This is a genomic window from Vibrio limimangrovi, assembly GCF_054064025.1.
The window spans coordinates 242,719-261,124 of sequence record NZ_JBSUGF010000008.1 but is presented as its reverse complement, the minus strand read 5'-3'; the positions used below and the strand labels follow the sequence as shown (position 1 = coordinate 261,124).

General features: G+C 44.8%; 16 protein-coding genes. 5 read left to right on the top strand and 11 right to left on the bottom strand.

Going from position 1 to position 18,406, the window contains the following annotated elements; translation table 11 throughout:
• Positions 1–26 precede the first annotated feature (26 nt).
• A complete protein-coding gene (locus ACWYU8_RS11890) occupies positions 27–944 on the top strand; it encodes an aminoimidazole riboside kinase (protein ID WP_457519778.1) in 918 nt (305 codons plus the stop codon).
• A 65-nt stretch (positions 945–1,009) separates the two neighbouring features.
• Here ACWYU8_RS11890 and ACWYU8_RS11885 read toward each other — a convergent pair whose 3' ends face one another.
• From ACWYU8_RS11885 to thrS, 8 genes are all read right to left on the bottom strand, one after another.
• Positions 1,010–2,641: a glycoside hydrolase family 32 protein gene (locus ACWYU8_RS11885; protein ID WP_457519777.1), complete on the bottom strand. Its 1,632-nt coding sequence runs from the start codon at positions 2,639–2,641 to the stop codon at positions 1,010–1,012.
• 278 nt (positions 2,642–2,919) lie between these two features.
• Positions 2,920–5,322 (bottom strand): phenylalanine--tRNA ligase subunit beta, encoded by a 2,403-nt coding sequence (pheT, locus tag ACWYU8_RS11880; protein ID WP_457519776.1) that lies wholly within the window; start codon positions 5,320–5,322, stop codon positions 2,920–2,922.
• An 18-nt stretch (positions 5,323–5,340) separates the two neighbouring features.
• Positions 5,341–6,324, bottom strand: a complete 984-nt coding sequence (gene pheS, locus ACWYU8_RS11875; RefSeq protein WP_457519775.1) for a phenylalanine--tRNA ligase subunit alpha — start codon at positions 6,322–6,324, stop codon at positions 5,341–5,343.
• A gap of 382 nt (positions 6,325–6,706) precedes the next feature.
• On the bottom strand, positions 6,707–7,516 hold the full coding sequence (locus ACWYU8_RS11870; protein WP_457519774.1) for a helix-turn-helix domain-containing protein: 810 nt from the start codon (positions 7,514–7,516) through the stop codon (positions 6,707–6,709).
• A 643-nt stretch (positions 7,517–8,159) separates the two neighbouring features.
• Positions 8,160–8,513 (bottom strand): 50S ribosomal protein L20, encoded by a 354-nt coding sequence (gene rplT / locus ACWYU8_RS11865; protein WP_004727974.1) that lies wholly within the window; start codon positions 8,511–8,513, stop codon positions 8,160–8,162.
• A gap of 40 nt (positions 8,514–8,553) precedes the next feature.
• On the bottom strand, positions 8,554–8,748 hold the full coding sequence (gene rpmI, locus ACWYU8_RS11860; protein ID WP_444492425.1) for a 50S ribosomal protein L35: 195 nt from the start codon (positions 8,746–8,748) through the stop codon (positions 8,554–8,556).
• Positions 8,749–8,869: 121 nt separating this feature from the next.
• Positions 8,870–9,397, bottom strand: a complete 528-nt coding sequence (gene infC / locus ACWYU8_RS11855) for a translation initiation factor IF-3 (protein ID WP_444492424.1) — start codon at positions 9,395–9,397, stop codon at positions 8,870–8,872.
• 27 nt (positions 9,398–9,424) lie between these two features.
• A complete protein-coding gene (gene thrS, locus ACWYU8_RS11850; protein WP_444492423.1) occupies positions 9,425–11,353 on the bottom strand; it encodes a threonine--tRNA ligase in 1,929 nt (642 codons plus the stop codon).
• A 365-nt stretch (positions 11,354–11,718) separates the two neighbouring features.
• Here thrS and hutC point away from each other — a divergent pair, with 365 nt between their 5' ends.
• From hutC to ACWYU8_RS11835, 3 genes are all read left to right on the top strand, one after another.
• Positions 11,719–12,426 carry a histidine utilization repressor gene (gene hutC, locus ACWYU8_RS11845; protein WP_457519773.1) on the top strand — a complete coding sequence of 236 codons (708 nt, stop codon included), beginning with the start codon at positions 11,719–11,721 and terminating at the stop codon, positions 12,424–12,426.
• Positions 12,427–12,549: 123 nt separating this feature from the next.
• On the top strand, positions 12,550–13,800 hold the full coding sequence (hutI, locus tag ACWYU8_RS11840; RefSeq protein ID WP_457519772.1) for an imidazolonepropionase: 1,251 nt from the start codon (positions 12,550–12,552) through the stop codon (positions 13,798–13,800).
• 362 nt (positions 13,801–14,162) lie between these two features.
• Positions 14,163–14,888 (top strand): DUF3581 domain-containing protein, encoded by a 726-nt coding sequence (locus ACWYU8_RS11835; RefSeq protein ID WP_457519771.1) that lies wholly within the window; start codon positions 14,163–14,165, stop codon positions 14,886–14,888.
• 81 nt (positions 14,889–14,969) lie between these two features.
• Here ACWYU8_RS11835 and ACWYU8_RS11830 read toward each other — a convergent pair whose 3' ends face one another.
• Together ACWYU8_RS11830 and ygiD are read right to left on the bottom strand one after the other, a co-directional pair.
• Positions 14,970–15,971, bottom strand: a complete 1,002-nt coding sequence (locus ACWYU8_RS11830; RefSeq protein ID WP_457519770.1) for a glutathione S-transferase family protein — start codon at positions 15,969–15,971, stop codon at positions 14,970–14,972.
• Between the two features lie 18 nt (positions 15,972–15,989).
• On the bottom strand, positions 15,990–16,814 hold the full coding sequence (gene ygiD / locus ACWYU8_RS11825; RefSeq protein WP_457519769.1) for a 4,5-DOPA-extradiol-dioxygenase: 825 nt from the start codon (positions 16,812–16,814) through the stop codon (positions 15,990–15,992).
• A 143-nt stretch (positions 16,815–16,957) separates the two neighbouring features.
• Here ygiD and ACWYU8_RS11820 point away from each other — a divergent pair, with 143 nt between their 5' ends.
• Positions 16,958–17,860: a LysR substrate-binding domain-containing protein gene (locus ACWYU8_RS11820; protein ID WP_457519768.1), complete on the top strand. Its 903-nt coding sequence runs from the start codon at positions 16,958–16,960 to the stop codon at positions 17,858–17,860.
• A 48-nt stretch (positions 17,861–17,908) separates the two neighbouring features.
• Here the strand turns inward: ACWYU8_RS11820 and ACWYU8_RS11815 are convergent, their stop codons facing one another.
• On the bottom strand, positions 17,909–18,370 hold the full coding sequence (locus tag ACWYU8_RS11815) for a methyltransferase family protein (RefSeq protein ID WP_457519767.1): 462 nt from the start codon (positions 18,368–18,370) through the stop codon (positions 17,909–17,911).
• Between the last annotated feature and the right edge of the window lie 36 nt (positions 18,371–18,406).

Below are 18,406 nucleotides of genomic sequence, written 5' to 3'. Positions count from 1 at the left end.
ATTCTATGTAGTTTAAAGGATAAGTTATGAGCACAATTTGGGTGACTGGAGATGCGGTCGTTGATTTGATTCCGGATACCGACAGCACGTATCTAAAATGCCCAGGCGGCGCACCCGCTAATGTTGCGGTAGCTATAGCGCGTTTAGGGGGTAACACTGCGTTTTTTGGTCGCGTTGGACTCGATCCGTTAGGTCGATTTATGAAGGAAACGCTCAAAAACGAGTCTGTAAACACCGACTTTATGTTGCTTGATGAAGATCATCGGACATCAACCGTTATCGTGGATTTGGATGACTCAGGCGAACGCAGCTTTACGTTTATGGTAAAACCAAGTGCAGATCAGTTCCTGCTTCCTGCAGATATCCCCGACTTTTCACAAGGGGACTGGTTACATGTCTGCTCTATTGCTCTTGCAAACGAACCAAGCCGTAGTAGTACGCTTAAAGCAATGCAAGACATTAAAGCAGCCGGCGGTTTTGTCAGCTTTGATCCTAACCTTCGTGCAGAAGTGTGGACAGACCCAAGTCAACTTAAACCAGTGGTACGCCAGGCCATCGAACTCGCTGACGTGGTGAAGTTCTCTGACGATGAACTGCTTTTCTTAACCGATACGAATTCATTAGAGTCTGGTCTGGAAGCGATCAAACCTTTCGGTAATACGCTTGTATTAATCACACAAGGTGCCAAAGGTGCGTTGGTCGTATTTTCCGGTGAGCAAGAGCTGATCTCTGGTCGAGCGGTTAAACCTGTCGATACGACGGGGGCTGGTGATGCATTTGTTGGTGGCCTGCTCGCTAAGTTAGCTCAGCAAGCAGAATGGGCGAATAAAGACACTATTCATGCTGCAGTAAATTGGGCGAATGGCTGCGGTGCGTTAGCCACGACTCAAAAAGGGGCGATGACAGCATTACCGACTCAAGAAGCTTTGCTCGCTTACATTTAAGGTCTAAAACAAATGACCATTAGCAAAATCCCCGCACGTGCGGGGATTTTTGTAGAGGTCATTACTTATGATTGACTAAATGGCGCTTTCGCCGCTTTATATCGGTGTAAAGTTGCTTTTCTCTCATCACCTTGTATTGAGATTCGCATTGCATCTTTGTTAGTAAACACACGTGACGTCATGACCGCAGCACCACCATTTACAAACACTTCAACCGAAGAGTTATCGGCGAGAACACGCAGCTCAATACGTTCGCTGTCTAATGGCAGCTCACGAATCGTATCTTGCGCACGGTTCAACGTTTGAGAGCGATCCATAACCAAACAGCACTTTTCAGCGTCTGCTTGTAAAACGAACTTCTGCTCAGCGCTTTCAAACAGGTTCAGTGCATCACCCCACTCTAGTGTAATGCTCAGGTCAAAACACTTCGTTCCGATGCTCAGACCATCTGAGTTAAGTGTTAGCTCAGAAGAAGACTCAATCAGGGATTCCATCTCCGCAATTGGCCACTGATATAGAGTACCATCTCGATAATTTATTTCTCTCATCGCTGTAAGATGATGCACCCAGCCGTTATCGCGGCTTGGCTGATCCACTTCGTCAGGCAACCCCATCCAGCCGCACATCACACGTCGACCATCTGTCGTTTGCATGCTTTGTGGTGCGTAAAAATCAAAGCCAAAGTCTAAATGCTGAAAATCACCCATTTTCAGACCGTTGCCCTCCATCCAATCGGCTTTCACAATCCCGTTGTGATGAGGAATGGTGTTGTATTCCGAAAAAGATGGGATACCTTGTGGACCAATCACCACAAACATCTGTTCATCCAAATTAAACAGATCCGGGCATTCCCACATATACCCAAAATCACCTAGCTCGTCGCCGTACAAACCATTGAACTCCCATTGGTAGAGATCCTCAGACTGGTAAATAGCGAGGCGTCCTTTAAGATCCGTTGTCTGAGCGCCAAGTAACATTAGCCACTTGTCATTGTGACGTACGACTTTTGGATCTCTAATATGAGGCGTGACATTAGGCGGCAGAGCGTCAATCACCGGACCATGTTTGGTGAAGTTAAAACCATCGCGAGAAATTGCTAAACATTGAGTGGTTTGTCTGTCTCGCTCTTGTCCTATGCGTGTGTTCCCCGTATAGAACAACATCAAATCCTCACCCTGACTCAACGCATGTCCAGAAAACACACCATGGCTGTCACACCAAAAAGATGGCGTCAGAGCAACAGAGTCCCATTCCCAATTAACTAGATCCTGACTCGTTAAGTGTACCCAGTGTTTATCTTTATGTTCACAACTGTACGGATACCACTGATAAAACAGATGGTAAGCGCCATTATGATAAATAAATCCATTCGGGTCGTTGAGTAAGCCCATAGGAGGAGAGATGTGCCAAGTCGGACGGTATTCACACTCTACAGGAACTTGAAAAGCAGAAAAGCGATTACGTTGCTGAGCAGAAATGGCCTCGCCTACTTCCAGCAAGTCTCGACGGTTTAAATTCATGGGACGAGAAAATGTCAACTGAACTTCACCTTGAACCACTTCTCGGGTTTGAATCAAATTAGAATCCTGAACCAAACCGTTATCCCGAACTTCTATCATAAGATCTTTTTCTGTAAGCAGAGTGCGGGTGATATTTTCAATACCTCCACAGACAGAAAGATATGGTGCTAAAGACATCAGTTTACCTAAACAATTAAAATTGGGAACGTTTGCAAAATTAGCATAGCCGCCATTAATTTCCTAGTTTTCGACGTATTTTAAGTAGCCATAGTTGAGGTAGGTCTTGTTTTTAGACGCGATAAAGTCCATTAAACCCCATTATCTTCACTTTTAGTTGGGAACGTTCCTTATTTAGCATGCTCGTTTATTTTGATTTACTGACTGAAAGTATAAAAAAACCCTGCCGAGTTGGCAGGGTTTTTAAACACTCTAATTAGAGAAGAGTTGCGATACGCTTAGTCACGTAGAGTTGCACCAAACTTCTCAGATACGTGAGCAACGATAGCTTCTACCGCACCCGCGATGTCTGCGTCTTCAAGCGTACGCTCAAGCGACTGTAGAGTCAGAGCGATTGCAAGGCTCTTCTTGCCTTCCTCTACACCTTTACCTACGTAAACGTCGAACAGTTTCGCATCTTTAAGGAATTCGCCGCCCTGCTCTAGGCAAGCATTAACAATGTCACCAGAAGCAATTGCATCATCCACTACTACCGCGATATCACGACGGTTTGAAGGGAACTTAGAAAGAGCAACGGCTTCCGGGATCACTTTGGTGTTGATCGCAGACCATTCGATTTCGAATACGATTGTACGACCGTTTAGACCAAATTTACGCTCAAGCTCTGGGTGAACCGTACCGATCACACCTACTTCTCTTTCAGTTTCAAGACCAGCATCTACGATAATTGCTGCAGATTGACCAGGGTGAAGTGCAGGATGCTTAGCTGCTGCGAAAGAGTACGCTTTTTCGTTAGCAGAAAGCTCAAGAATCGCTTCCAGATCACCTTTAAGATCAAAGAAATCAACTGTGTTAGTTTCGATGTCCCAGTGCTCTTCGCTGCGAGTACCAGCGATAACACCTGCTAGCATTGGCTCTTGGCGCATGCCATTCTCAGCCGACTCACATGGAATGAAACGCAGACCGTATTCGAACAGACGAACGCGTGGCTGTTGACGCTTCTGGTTGTGAACAACCGTGTTCAGCAGACCTTGGATAAGACCAAGACGCATTGCTGACATATCCGCTGAAATTGGGTTTGGAAGCACTAGAGGCTCAACACCCGGTACAATCAGTTTTTGCTGCTCAGGCTCAACGAAGCTGTAAGTAATTGCTTCGTGGTAACCACGGTCAACCAATAGGTTACGAACGCGTTTTAACGGAACATCCGATTCAACTTGGTCGTGCATCTTAAGCGCTGCCGCAGGGTGCTGATTAGGAATATTGTCGTAGCCATAGATACGGCCAACTTCTTCAATCAGATCCTGCTCAATAGCGATATCGAAACGCCATGTTGGTGCGACTGCAACCCAGCCTTCTTCTGTTGTCTCAACAGACAGGCCTAGACGCTCCAGAATTTCAACAACATCTGCATCAGCGATGTGGTGACCCAGTAGGTTGTCTAGCTTAGTACGACGCAGCGCAACTTTATTTGGCTTAGGAAGATCCGCTTCTGACTCTACCGCAACGACTGGTGCAACTTCACCGCCACAAATTTCAACGAGAAGTTGTGTCGCACGCTCCATTGCGCTTACTTGTAGTGCGTAGTCCACACCACGCTCGAAACGCATAGAAGAATCAGTGTGCAGACCGTAGCTACGTGCACGGCCACGGATGTGATCTGGTGCGAAGAAAGCACACTCTAGAAGTACATCTTTAGTTTCTGAGTTTACGCCAGAACCTTCACCACCAAAGATACCAGCGATAGCCAGTGCTTTGTTGTGATCAGCAACGACTAGTGTGTCTGCGTTCAGTTCTGCTTCACTACCGTCTAGAAGTGTTAGCTTCTCGCCTTGCTCCGCCATACGAACAATGATGCCACCATCGACATTCGCTAAATCGAATGCGTGCATTGGTTGGCCTTGCTCCAGAAGGATGTAGTTAGTGATGTCTACAACCGGGTCGATTGAGCGGATACCACAACGACGCAGTTTTTCTTGCATCCAAAGTGGCGTTGCAGCTTGAACGTTTACGTTCTTAACAATACGACCTAAGTAACGTGGACATGCAGCAGGCGCTTTCACTTCGATAGAGACTTTGTCGTCGATCGAAGGAGCAACAGCTTGTACTGACGGCTCTGTTACGTCTGCACGGTTAAGTACGCCAACTTCACGAGCCATACCACGGATACTGAAACAGTCAGCGCGGTTTGCTGTCAGGTCTACGTCTACAGTTACGTCATCCAGGCCCAGGAATTCACGGAAATCAGTACCGATTACTGCGTCTTCTGCTAATTCCATGATGCCGTCAGATTCTACGTCAATACCTAGTTCAGTGAATGAACAAAGCATGCCGTGAGATGGCTGACCACGTAGTTTTGCTTTCTTGATTTTAAAGTCACCAGGAAGCACTGCGCCTACCGTTGCAACAGCAACTTTCAGGCCTTGGCGACAGTTTGACGCGCCACACACAATGTCTAGAAGCTCATCTTCGCCCACATCGACTTTTGTTACGCGCAGTTTGTCTGCGTCAGGGTGCTGACCACATTCAACAACGTGACCTACTTTAACGCCATTGAAAGAACCCGCTACAGGAAGAACGTCGTCAACCTCTAGACCGGCCATTGTAATTTGGTGAGTGAGCTCGTCAGTAGTAACCGCAGGGTTTACCCACTCACGAAGCCATGATTCGCTGAATTTCATGTTGATGAACCCTCTGGATTACTTGAACTGTTTTAGGAAACGAAGATCGTTCTCGAAGAACGCACGCAGGTCGTTCACGCCGTAACGAAGCATTGTTAGACGCTCAACACCCATACCGAATGCGAAACCAGAGTATTTTTCAGGATCGATGCCTACACTACGTAGTACGTTCGGGTGAACCATACCGCAGCCTAGTACCTCTAGCCATTTACCGTTTTTACCTTTCACATCGACTTCTGCTGAAGGCTCTGTGAATGGGAAGTAAGATGGACGGAAACGAACTTCAACTTCTTCTTCAAAGAAGTTGCATAGGAAATCGTGCAGAACACCTTTCAGCTGTGCAAAGTTTACGTTCTCATCAACCAGCATGCCTTCCACTTGGTGGAACATTGGCGTGTGCGTCTGGTCGTAGTCGTTTCGGTATACACGGCCCGGAGCGATGAAACGGAATGGTGGTTTACCATTTTCCATCGTACGGATTTGTACTCCAGACGTGTGAGTACGAAGCATCAAATCAGGATTAAAGAAGAAAGTATCGTGATCAGTACGCGCTGGGTGATCAGCAGCGATATTTAGCGCATCGAAGTTGTGGAATGCATCTTCAATTTCTGGACCCGACTCAGTGTTAAAGCCAAGTTCGCCAAAGAACTTCTCAATACGCTCAACGGTACGAGTAACTGGGTGTAGACCACCGTTTTCAATACGACGACCTGGTAAAGTAACGTCGATGGTTTCAGCCGATAGTTTTGCTTCAAGCTCTGCACGTTGTAGTGCATCTTTACGAGCTGCGATTGCTTGCTGAACGGCACCTTTCGCTTTGTTGATCTCTTGACCAGCATCACGGCGCTCTTCTGGTGGTAGTTTGCCTAGGCTTTGAAGCTGAGTGGTTAGCTCACCTTTTTTACCCAGATACTGAACACGCACTTCATCAAGTGCGACTAGCGATTCGGCAGCTTCAATTGCAGTGCTTGCGCTAGCAATGATCTCTTCTAGATGTTGCATCGTTTCCTCATCTACCTGCTGGTAGTGTCCATAAGGGAGTGATTGGTTTTTTGATAGCTGTACATAGTAGCCAAACCAGACACCAATGCCAAATTGAATTACGAAAAGAAGAGGTTATTGAATAAAAAGAACACAAAAACGTAAAAAAAGCCGTGTAGTTGTTAAATGAAGCCTGATTATCTGAGTTGCTGCTGCCTATACTTCCCCATTTAAAACCATTGAATCGGATCGAAAGCGAAGTGGGAAAACTGAATAAGAAAGGCGATATTCACGTTGGAAGCGGTATAAAAAAATTAGTATACCACTACTATTTCAAACTCATTCCTGCCTTTAGGCAGCCAGCGGTTAAGAAATAGTAGAGATACTAACAAGCGAGGAATCGCTAGATAGACAAACTCGGCTTTTCACCTGCAGAGGCAATCGCATAGCGAATATCATCAATAAAGTGCGCGTTTGTCTCAGTAATGCCATCAGAGAATGTGACAGGCTGATGCGGGCCAGCTAGCACGACGATGTTGGTGAAATCCGAGACGTCATAGTTCTCAGCGACAACATTCTTTGAATGGAAATCAAGCACTGTCTTGGCGACAATGTCTTCAAGCTGTAAAAGCTGCTCTTCAGTGATCTTCATCCTTGCCAAAGCGACACGGACACAGTTCTCAGCGGCAATGGCCTGCTTTTTAATGATTTCTGTGTATTTATCGTTAAGCTTCGAGTTTTCAGCATAGCTATAGAAAAGCGGACCATGAAGCGTAATATTGTTCTCTCCATCCACATAGACGAGATCCAATAGCTCCAGAGCTTTTAAGTAGTCGGACATACTCTGTTTAGACAGCTCATACTTTTTCTTTAAAATGGAGTAGCCATCTTTCCCGCGCAGCATTCTTAATTCACGATAAAAATCGTACAGATATGGATATTGGAAAAATACTTCATCTTGAGTATGGCTAAAGTAGTCTTCATCTTCACTCTGAAGTTGGTCTGCTAACTTTTGTAGTTCATCCAACGTACAATCGATGGCGCGGCAATATTCGAGTAATTTATCTAAAGCCAGATTGGTACTGGTTAAATGTCTTTTAAAAGTGGACAAAGGCATGCCCATTTTTTCAGATAGCTCTCGATATGTTAGCCCTTTTGTTTTAATCGCTTGTCTTAAAGCGGCTAGCAAATACTCGGGAGTCAAATCTCTCATCTAAAATTCCTTTTGGAAAAAGTTACAGCGGTACAACATTTGTAACAACTTAGAACCACTCGGCAAGTCAATAGTTCATATTTTTATCATAAAAATATGAATTAATATACCGCCCCTTACATTCACATGACAAATGGCACATTGAGAAATGCTGTTGATTTCATTATTCCCATCAAATCTTATTGATAACAAAAACTAATAAATTCAGCATCTATTTAGACACTTACAACATTCCGTTCATAAATTTCAGAATGTTACACCATAGAAATTATACCATTTCAGAATGTTACACTTTACCAACCCAAAACAGAAAATGAATAACAATTCACATGATGTGCAGTAAAATACAGTTTATCAAACCAGGAAAAATGGATCGCTGTCCCCTCCCCTTTACGACATTGAAACCGTGGACTTTGGTAAAACCATCATCTAGTTGGATTAACTTAATATAACAAGCGCAGAATTTAGCAGTTGGACTGAGTAATGGCTTTTACCTGCTCATAGACAAGTGTAGGTATGAGCGTTGGAGAGACGATAAGAACAGTGGAGATAAAGGAATTGAGAGAAATATGAGGGGATTGGCTTTTAAAGGCAATAAAAAAGGAGAGCTAACGCTCTCCTTTTCTTAAACCTAAACTGCTAATTAAAGAGCAGCTTTCGCTTTTTCAACTAGAACTGCAAATGCAGCTTTGTCGAATACTGCGATGTCCGCAAGAATCTTACGGTCGATCTCGATAGATGCTTTCTTAAGACCGTTGATGAAACGGCTGTAAGATAGACCATTTTGACGAGATGCCGCATTGATACGTGCAATCCATAGTTGACGGAATTGACGTTTCTTAGCGCGACGGTCACGGTAAGCGTATTGACCAGCTTTGGTAACTGCTTGGAAAGCTACGCGGTAAACACGTGAACGTGCACCGTAGTAACCTTTAGCTTGTTTTAGAACTTTCTTATGACGTGCACGAGCTTGTACACCACGTTTTACGCGAGGCATTATGCTTCTCCTAAACTAAACGATTGATAACTAAAAAGAATTAAGCGTATGGCAACATACGTAGAACACCAGCCACTTCACATTTTGGAAGGATTGAGTTCGGACGTAGCTGACGCTTGTTCTTAGTAGTACGCTTAGTCAGAATGTGACGTTTAGTAGCGTGCTTGTACTTAATACCACCAGCAGTTTTCTTGAAACGCTTAGCAGCACCTTTGTTGGTTTTCATCTTAGGCATGATGAATAACTCCGCATTGTAGTAGTTTAATTAACAATGTAATTAGGGCGAACGAAACCCAGCCGTTTGTACCTTTTTGAAAGGAACGCGGCTAGGTTTTAGTTACTTGATAAGCCGTTAATTACTTCTTCTTAGGGGCAAGCACCATGATCATCTGGCGACCTTCAATTCTCGTTGGGAAAGATTCAACTACAGCAAATTCTGCAGTGTCTTCTTTCAAACGATTAAGAACGTCAACACCGATTTCTTGGTGAGCCATTTCGCGGCCACGGAAGCGAATTGTTACCTTCACTTTGTTGCCGTCTTCAAGGAAACCAGTCAGGTTGCGTAGTTTTACCTGATAGTCTCCGATATCAGTCCCAGGACGGAATTTAATTTCCTTAATCTGGATCTGTTTTTGCTTTTTCTTCTGCTCTTTCGCAGCTTTACTCTTCTCGAAGAGGAACTTGCCATAGTCCATCACACGACAAACTGGTGGCTCGGCGTTAGGGCTGATCTCAACGAGATCCATACCAGCTTCTTCGGCTGCAGCTAGTGCTTCTTGAATTGAAACAACGCCAACTGATTCACCATCTGCGCCAGTTAAACGAACTTCACGAACGCCACGAATTTCACCGTTTAAACGGTGCTGGTTTTGTTTGGCCGGCACTTGGCCACGTCTTCCGCCTTTAATAGTTTATTCCTCCAGATTGAGCTTACGGCTTGAAATCTCGTCTTGGATGTATGAGATAAAATCATCCACTTTAAATTTACCGAGATCTTTACCTTTACGAGTACGCACTGCAATTTCGCCAGCTTCCATCTCTTGGTCACCAACAACGAGCATATACGGTACACGCTTCAAAGTGTGTTCGCGGATTTTAAAGCCAATCTTCTCATTTCTCAAGTCCGCTTTAGCTCTAATTCCACTTTTTTGTAATTTTTGTACTACTTCTTGAACATAATCTGACTGTTTATCAGTAATATTCATCAAAACGACTTGTTCTGGTGCTAACCAAGTTGGGAAGAAACCAGCGTAATCTTCGATAAGGATACCGATGAAACGCTCTAGTGAACCCAGAATTGCACGGTGAATCATTACCGGAACAAGACGTTCGTTGTTCTCACCTACGTAAGTGGCACCTAAGCGACCTGGCAAGTTGAAGTCTAACTGAACAGTACCACACTGCCATGCACGGTCTAGACAGTCGTATAGCGTGAATTCGATCTTAGGACCGTAGAACGCACCCTCACCTTCTTGAATTTCGTATGGAATATCCATTGATTCAAGAGATTGCTTTAGCGCTTCTTCAGACTGATCCCAGATTTCATCAGAGCCTACACGTTTTTCTGGACGAGTAGACAGTTTCACCACGATGTTTTCGAAACCAAATGTTTGGTATGTATCGTAAACCATCTTAATACAGCTTGTTACTTCCTCTTGGATTTGACTCTCAGTACAGAAGATGTGAGCGTCATCCTGAGTAAAGCCACGTACACGCATGATGCCGTGTAGAGCGCCTGACGGTTCGTTACGGTGACACGAGCCGAACTCTGCCATACGTAACGGTAGATCACGGTACGATTTCAGACCTTGGTTAAAGATCTGCACATGACCCGGACAGTTCATTGGCTTGATTGCGTATTCACGGTTCTCTGAAGAAGTCGTGAACATCGCATCCGCGTATTTGTCCCAGTGACCAGAGCGTTCCCAAAGAACGCGATCCATCATTAGTGGACCTTTTACTTCTTGGTAACCGTACTCGTTTAGCTTGTCACGAACGAACACTTCTAGATCACGGAAGATAGACCAACCATTGTGATGCCAGAAAACCATACCCGGTGCTTCTTGCTGCATGTGGAATAGGTCTAGTTGCTTACCGATTTTACGGTGGTCACGCTTCGCAGCTTCTTCAAGACGAGTCAGGTGAGCCTTTAGTGCTTTCTTATCGTGGAAAGCGGTACCGTAAATACGTTGAAGCATTTTATTGTCGCTGTTACCACGCCAGTAAGCACCTGCAACATTCAATAGAGTGAAATGTTGACAGAAGCCCATGTTAGGAACGTGAGGACCACGACACATGTCGATGTATTCTTCATGGTGGTAAAGACCTGGACGATCATCACGAGATACGTTTTCGTCTAGGATTTCCACTTTGTACGGTTCACCACGTGATTCAAATGTATCACGCGCTTCCTGCCAGCTTACTTTTTTCTTAACAACTTCGTACTTAGTTTTCGCAAGGTCTTTCATACGCTTTTCAATCTTTTCAAGATCGTCTTGCGTTAGAGACTCATCTAGGTCGATATCGTAGTAGAAGCCGCTGTCGATCGTTGGACCGATCGCCATTTTAGCTTGTGGGTAAAGCTGCTTTAGAGCGTGACCAAGAAGGTGAGCACATGAGTGACGAACGATTTCCAGACCGTCTACTTCATCTTTTACTGTGATGATCTCAAGGCTTGCGTCTTCTTCAATTAGATCACACGCATCTACGCGGTTACCATTAACACGACCAGCGATAGTTGCTTTTGCAAGACCAGGACCGATCGATTGTGCAACTTCCATAGTAGATACTGGGTTGTCAAATTGACGCTGACTGCCGTCAGGAAGAGTAATAATAGGCATGCTATGTCCTTTACAGTGGTGTTGCACACCAAGCAACACATGTTATTCAAATTAGAAGCTATTTATTTGAAAATAGTTGAGAGTCGATAGTGGTCGCTCAGTAACACGAATACCGGACCGCTAACGAAAGTGCGATTGTACATAGCTCACAATTAGAATGCAAAGAACGATTTACTTTGTCATTCAATCTTCATCCACAAGTCGGCAAATGCTAAGCGGCTGCTACCTGAGTAACGCACATGCCTTTTATCTAATTTCGGATATCTGCAGCTAAACCAAGCATATCGATGCCAATTTAATAGAATGATTTGCAATTTGCACTTAAATTGAGCACTATTTGTATAGTCAATTTAAAGGAAGCTATTATGTCTGCACCACTTTACATACAAATCAAACAATTTATCCTCGATAAAATTGAGTTGGGAGAGTGGGAGATTGGCCAAAAAATCGCAACCGAATTCGAATTGACAGAACAATTTGCTGTCAGCCGAATGACCGTCAATAAAGCAATCCGAGATCTTGTCAACGAAGGCAGACTTCAACGACGCCCAAGGCTCGGAACATTTGTCTGTGATCCGGTTGAAAAATCTGAATCGCCATTGTTAGATATCCGAAACATTGCCGAAGAAGTCCGCGATCGCGGGCGCCAATACCGCAGCAAAGTGCTAAAACAGGTTGCGATAAAAGCCGACGACACAATCGCAACAAAACTCGGGGTAATGCTCGGAACCACTGTATTCTACAGTGAGATTATTCATTATGAAGACAGCACTCCTATTCAGTTAGAACTGCGCTGGGTTAATAGCCAATATGCCCCAGGTTACCTTGACCAGGATTTCACTCAAATGACGCCCAACCAGTATCTGTCTGATAGCTGCCCATTGAGCGCTATAGAACATACTGTTGAAGCCATCGTTCCTGATAGCCGAATCAAACTTGATCTCAAAATGCAGTCAAACGAACCTTGCCTACTCTTAAACCGCAGAACGTGGAGCCAGGATAAACTTGTCAGTACCGCTCTGCTCTACCACCCTGGCAATAAATACAAATTGAGCTCTAAGGTTTTGATTTAATGATCAGTTACTACTCATACCTCTAAGTTTCGATCACACTTTCTCAACATTAAACTTGTCATCGATACTTTTTTACCTTATTTGTATATACATTTAATGATACGAATTAACAAGGATATAAAAATGGATTTGCTGATTGAAAATGCACGCCTGGTCACTATGACACAAGGGGACGCTGGTTACCTGCCTACATCCGCTGCACGTGTCGGTATTCAATCAGGGAAAATCGTCGCCATCAGCACGAGCGCAATTGGCGAAGACGATCCTGAAGTCGAATCATTACTGTCTACTCAAAACTACGCTCAGATTGTCGATCTGAAAGGCAAACTTATGATGCCTGGACTGATTGATTGTCATACCCATCTTGTTTATGCCGGTAATCGCGCCAACGAGTTCGAGATGCGTCTAAACGGCGTACCTTATCAAGAAATCGCAAAGCAAGGCGGTGGTATTCTCTCTACAGTAAAAGCAACGCGAGAAGCAACGCAAGAGCAGCTCGTCGAACTTGCTCTGCCTCGTTTAGACGGCTTGCTGGCAAGTGGGGTAACGTCTATTGAGGTGAAATCGGGATACGGATTAACGCTTAACGATGAACTGAAAATGCTGCGCGCTGCAAAGGCGCTGGAGCAAAAGCGTAAAGTCAAAATCACGACAACACTACTCGCTGCACACGCTTTACCACCTGAGTTTGAAGGTCGTGCTGACGACTATATCGACCATATCTGTCAGGACATCATCCCACTAGTCGCGGAAGAAAAACTGGCCACCAGCGTGGACGTGTTTTGCGAATCCATCGGTTTCAATCTTGAGCAGACAGAACGAGTATTTGCAACAGCCAAACAACATGGCTTAAAGGTGAAAGGCCACACCGAACAGTTATCTAACCTTGGCGGTACAGCGCTGACAGCCAAGTACAACGGTCTCTCTGCCGATCATATTGAATATCTGGATGAAGAAGGCGTTATCGCGCTGTCCAAATCAAACACTGTCGCGACCTTACTGCCGGGCGCATTTTACTTCTTGCGAGAAACGCAACTGCCACCGATTGAATTACTGAGAAAGCATCAGGTACCGATGGCTATTGCGACAGATGTGAATCCGGGAACCTCGCCATTTTCAGATTTGACTTTAATGATGAATATGGCTTGCACCCTATTCCGCTTCACACCACAAGAGTCATTGCGAGGTGTCACCCAGCATGCAGCGAAAGCACTGGGCTACGAGCATTCACGCGGTGTCATTGAAGTAGGTTATGATGCTGACTTCGCCATTTGGGATATCGAGCATCCAGCAGACTTAAGCTATCAAATCGGTGCAAAACGTCTGGTAGGCCGAATAGTAAATGGTGAATATATTTCACACGAAGGCGTTTGACCTGTCTCTGGCTGCTCTGGCTAAGCCACCTCGATTTGCACTATATACAATGACGACTGTGTACAATGACAAAAGTGGCTAAGCTGACTGAATAGCAAATATCAGGCTCCACCTTATGAAGTGTGAAGCCTTTTTTATGTCTATACTTTTATACAGTGACGTTATACCTAAATAGCTTCGAGCGTTTTAATCAACCCGTAGAGATTATGTAGGTATAATAAGCCACTCAAGTGTGCGTTTTTAAACGTTTATCTTTCGATGGCTATCCATTGAGAAAATAGGGTAAACTCCCACTGATTGGACCATTGCCAGTCAGTGTTTCGCATATAATCCCTTACAGTTTTGATTACTACGTGAAAATTATGTTTCTAACACCTTATTTTTCAAATAATGAGCACCAGTTCCAGTTCACTCGCGAGCAGGCAAGTCACTTCGCTAAGCGCGTTGCCGGAGATTACAACCCTATCCATGATGAAGACAATAAACGCTTCTGCGTACCAGGCGATTTGCTTTTCGCGGTACTACTGAGTAAAGAAGGCATCAGCCACAAGATGCGTTTCAATTTCTCTGGCATGGTTAATGACGGCGTTGCGCTTCATATCGAAAATAAGTGTGATAAAGAGAGCGCTGTAGTTGATGAGGCTGGTAAAGAGTATTTACACATGTCTCGTGAAGGCGAAACCAATCACGATTCAGCCTTTATTGAACACGTTGTAACGAACTACGTTCAGTTTTCTGGCATGAACTTCCCGCACATCATGGTTCCTCTAATGGAAGAGCAACAAATGATGATCAACTGCCAGCGCCCGCTAGTGATTTATGAAAGCATGGAAGTTGAATTTTCTCGCCTAGACCTTACTCACCCGGAAGTAGAATTTACTGGTGCAACTTTCGATGTTGAAGGCAAACGTGGTGTCGTTACGCTGAACTTCGCATTTAAAGAAGACGGTAAAGTTGTTGGTAAAGGCATTAAGCGTATGGTCGCAAGTGGCTTGAAGCCGTACGACCAAGAAGCCGTTGATGATTTGGTTCAGCGTTTTCATGCGCGTAAGGATGCATTTTTAGCAAAGTTCATTGAGGCAGCATAATCGCTGCCTGAACAACTCGCATCCCTATCCTATCCTATCCTGATACGCTCAGATACGAAATTTACCGCGGCAACTGGTTGATTAGTTGCCGCTATTTACCTTCTCTCTATTTACTTTTCTCGCTGAAGCAATCAAAGCATCAATGTAAGCTGGCCCTGTAGGGCGAATTCCTGCCGGATTCAGCTCCTTAATTGAATAATACCCTGCCGTAATATGGTCAATATTCACCGTATCAACCACTCCCGGAAGATTGAGTATTCTTTCCATATAGCTTGAAAGATTCGGATAGTCGGCGATTTGCTTCCGATTGGTTTTGAAAAGGCCATGATAAGCCGCATCAAATCGAATCAGTGTTACAAAGGTTCGGATATCCGTTTCCGTGAGGCGATTTCCAACAAGAAACTGTTGCCCCTCTAAACGTTCTTCCAACTCGTCTAGCATCGCAAATACTTCGTTCACCGCCTCTTCATAAGAAGACTGCGACTTAGTGAAACCCGCTTTGTACACGCCATTATTGAGGTCGTTATAGATACGCGGATTGAGTTCATCTATCTCCGACGCAAACTCCTCAGGATACAATCTGATATCAGATGGCACGATCTCTTCAAACGCTGTATCCAGCATTCGCAGAATATCGGCACTCTCGTTGTTCACCAACACGTTTTGTTTCATGTCCCACAACACAGGTACGGTTGCACGCCCCGTGTAAGTTGGGTTCGCTCGAGTGTATATTTCGTGCATATATTGTGATGCAAACAACGGGTCAGTATCAGCGCCATCATAACCGCCGAATGCCCATCCCTGTGATGTCATTTGGGGATTAACCACTGTCACCGGAATAATATCTTCCAAACCTTTCAGTTTACGTGCGATCAGGGTACGCGACGCCCAGGGACAGATAAGAGCAACATATAATCGGTAACGTCCGGGTTCTGCTTTAAATCCACCAGTCCCTGTTGGACCTGGACTACCGTCTGGAGTAATCCAGTTACGAAACTCCGAAACCTGACGAACAAAACGTCCCTTTTCATCCGCTTTTTGCAACGCTTTCCAGTTTTCTGTCCATTTGCCATCTACTAACATACTTTAATCCCCCTAATTTTAAGCGCCGTTAAAAACGAATGAGCGCATTGAAATTGAGCCTAGCTCGACACCTTGTGAGGTATAAATAAGCTCATCTTTCAAGCTTGATGCTCCGGCGATCGTCAATGCTGGCGCATAATGCTCAAGTGTCGGGTTCGCCATTCGCAATAGGCTTCCCATAGAAGCAACATCGGCTAACGATTTAAAGTCACGGTTATTCAGTTGGTCAGCGACATACTGATCAAACTCAATCGCCCAGTCATGTGGTTTTCCATCAAACTGTAAGGCTCTTAAATTGTGAACAATATTACCCGAGCCAAGAATCAACACACCTCGGTCGCGTAGTTCAGATAGTTTTTTACCTATGCTCAAGTGCCAGTTCATGTCTTTGGTGATATCAATAGATAATTGAAAAACAGGCACATCGGCGGCTGGAAACAGTGAGTTTAATACTGACCATGCTCCATGATCTAAACCCCAGGTATCATCGGTTTGCACATGATGATCCGACAATAATGCTGCAACTTCTTTAGCAAGTTGTGGATGGCCCGGCGCTGCGTACTGTTTTTCATACAGAGCATCAGGGAAGCCATAAAAGTCATGGATAGTACGAGGCAGTGCAGAAACATCAACCAGCGTACTTCCCTGTGTCATCCAGTGAGCAGAAACCACCAGAATTGCCTGAGGTCTAGGTAGCGTGCGTCCAAGCTCCGCCCAGCTGCGTGTGAATGCATTATCCTCAATGACGTTCATTGGGGAACCATGCCCAAGAAATACCACCGGCATTCTTGGTGAAGCTTTAAATCTGTCTTTTAGCTTTTGAAGTGAGGACATCACGCTCATCGTTCTTCCCTTATGTTTTCAGTACCACAATAGTGTGGCTTGTTTAACTTGGTATGGGAAAAGTATGTACCTCAATCACTTTCAATACAATGACGATTATGTAGAATAATAATCCTCAAAATGTTCTTAATGGAGTCAATAGCGTGGACTTAATTGATGGCTTAAAAGCGTTTGTAGCAACGGCTCAAACCGGTTCTTTTACCGAAGCTGCGCAGCGGTTGGGTGTATCTAACCGCATCACGTCGAAGTACGTTGCGCAGTTGGAAGAGAAAATCGGCGCTCAGTTATTGCAGAGAACCACCCGAAAGGTCGGTCTAACACCTACAGGTCAGGAATTACTAGCGCGTGCCCCTACTCTGTTAGATGAGCTTGATGATCTTCTTGGTGCAATATCGGAAGAGTCAAAGGGCCTGACTGGAGTACTTCGCCTATCAGCACCATTAACCTTTGGTGAGATCTACATTACCGGTCTACTTAGTCGATTCTCTGAACTTCACCCGGAACTCTCTATCGATCTCCGTTTAAGCGACACTTATGTTGATTTGGCAAAAGAAGGGATTGATTTAGCATTTCGCATAGGTCTTCCTGACACCGCTACGCTGAAGGTAAGGAAACTCGGTGAAATCACCAGTTGTGTCGTCGCTTCTGCTGAATATCTTGCTCATAGAGGAGTGCCGAAGACACCTCAAGAGCTGAGCAATCATTTCTGTATCATTGATACAAACCGAAGAAGTCACAACAAGTGGTTGTTTTACAGAGGGACGGAAGAAATATCCGTGGTTCCGGACAGAAACTTGATGGTGAACAGCGCTCGCATTGCTAAAGACTGGGCGATAGATGGTCGAGGCATTGCCATATGTCCGGATTTCGTTTTACAGCATGACCTCGAAAGCGGTCGACTCGTAAGACTCTTTGAAGAGTACAGTATGAACACCCACCCTATTAATGCGGTCTATCTGGAAGGGAATGTCGTTCCACGAAAAGTCAGGGCACTCATCGACTTCTTAGTAGAAGAGTTTGCCCAAAGGCCACCAGGGACAATGTAGACAAACTCATTCACACTGGGTACGTGAAGAAAAGGGCAAAGATCGCGGTTATATCCAGCGACGTACCCGATTTTTATATTTCAGGTATTCTTCACCAAACAATCGTTCTAAAGCGCGCTCTTCTGGTTTTATCTGGTATCTGTTCATGTAAGACACAAACAGCACGCCACAAATAAACACGCTCAGATGTTGCCACCACAACCCTAACGCAATGATCAGAAGTAGCAGAGCAACGTACATTGGGTTGCGTGTATAAGCAAAGACACCAGTATTTACGACCGACGTAGCAGACTCCGGTTTAACGGGATTCACGGTTGTCTTAACTTTACGGAACTCATAAATCCCCGCAATACCGATACATCCCGATACCAACGCTAAAGCAGAGACGACAAATTCGACAAAAGGCACTCTAATCATAAAATCCGGTGTGAGTCCTTTCAGGCAGTACATCAGAAGAATCACCAGTAAGAACACGGCGACTGGTGGCACTCTAAGTTCAAGCTTTCTCAAGGTTCATCCTTTGAAATCTTAAGTTGATTGATCGAT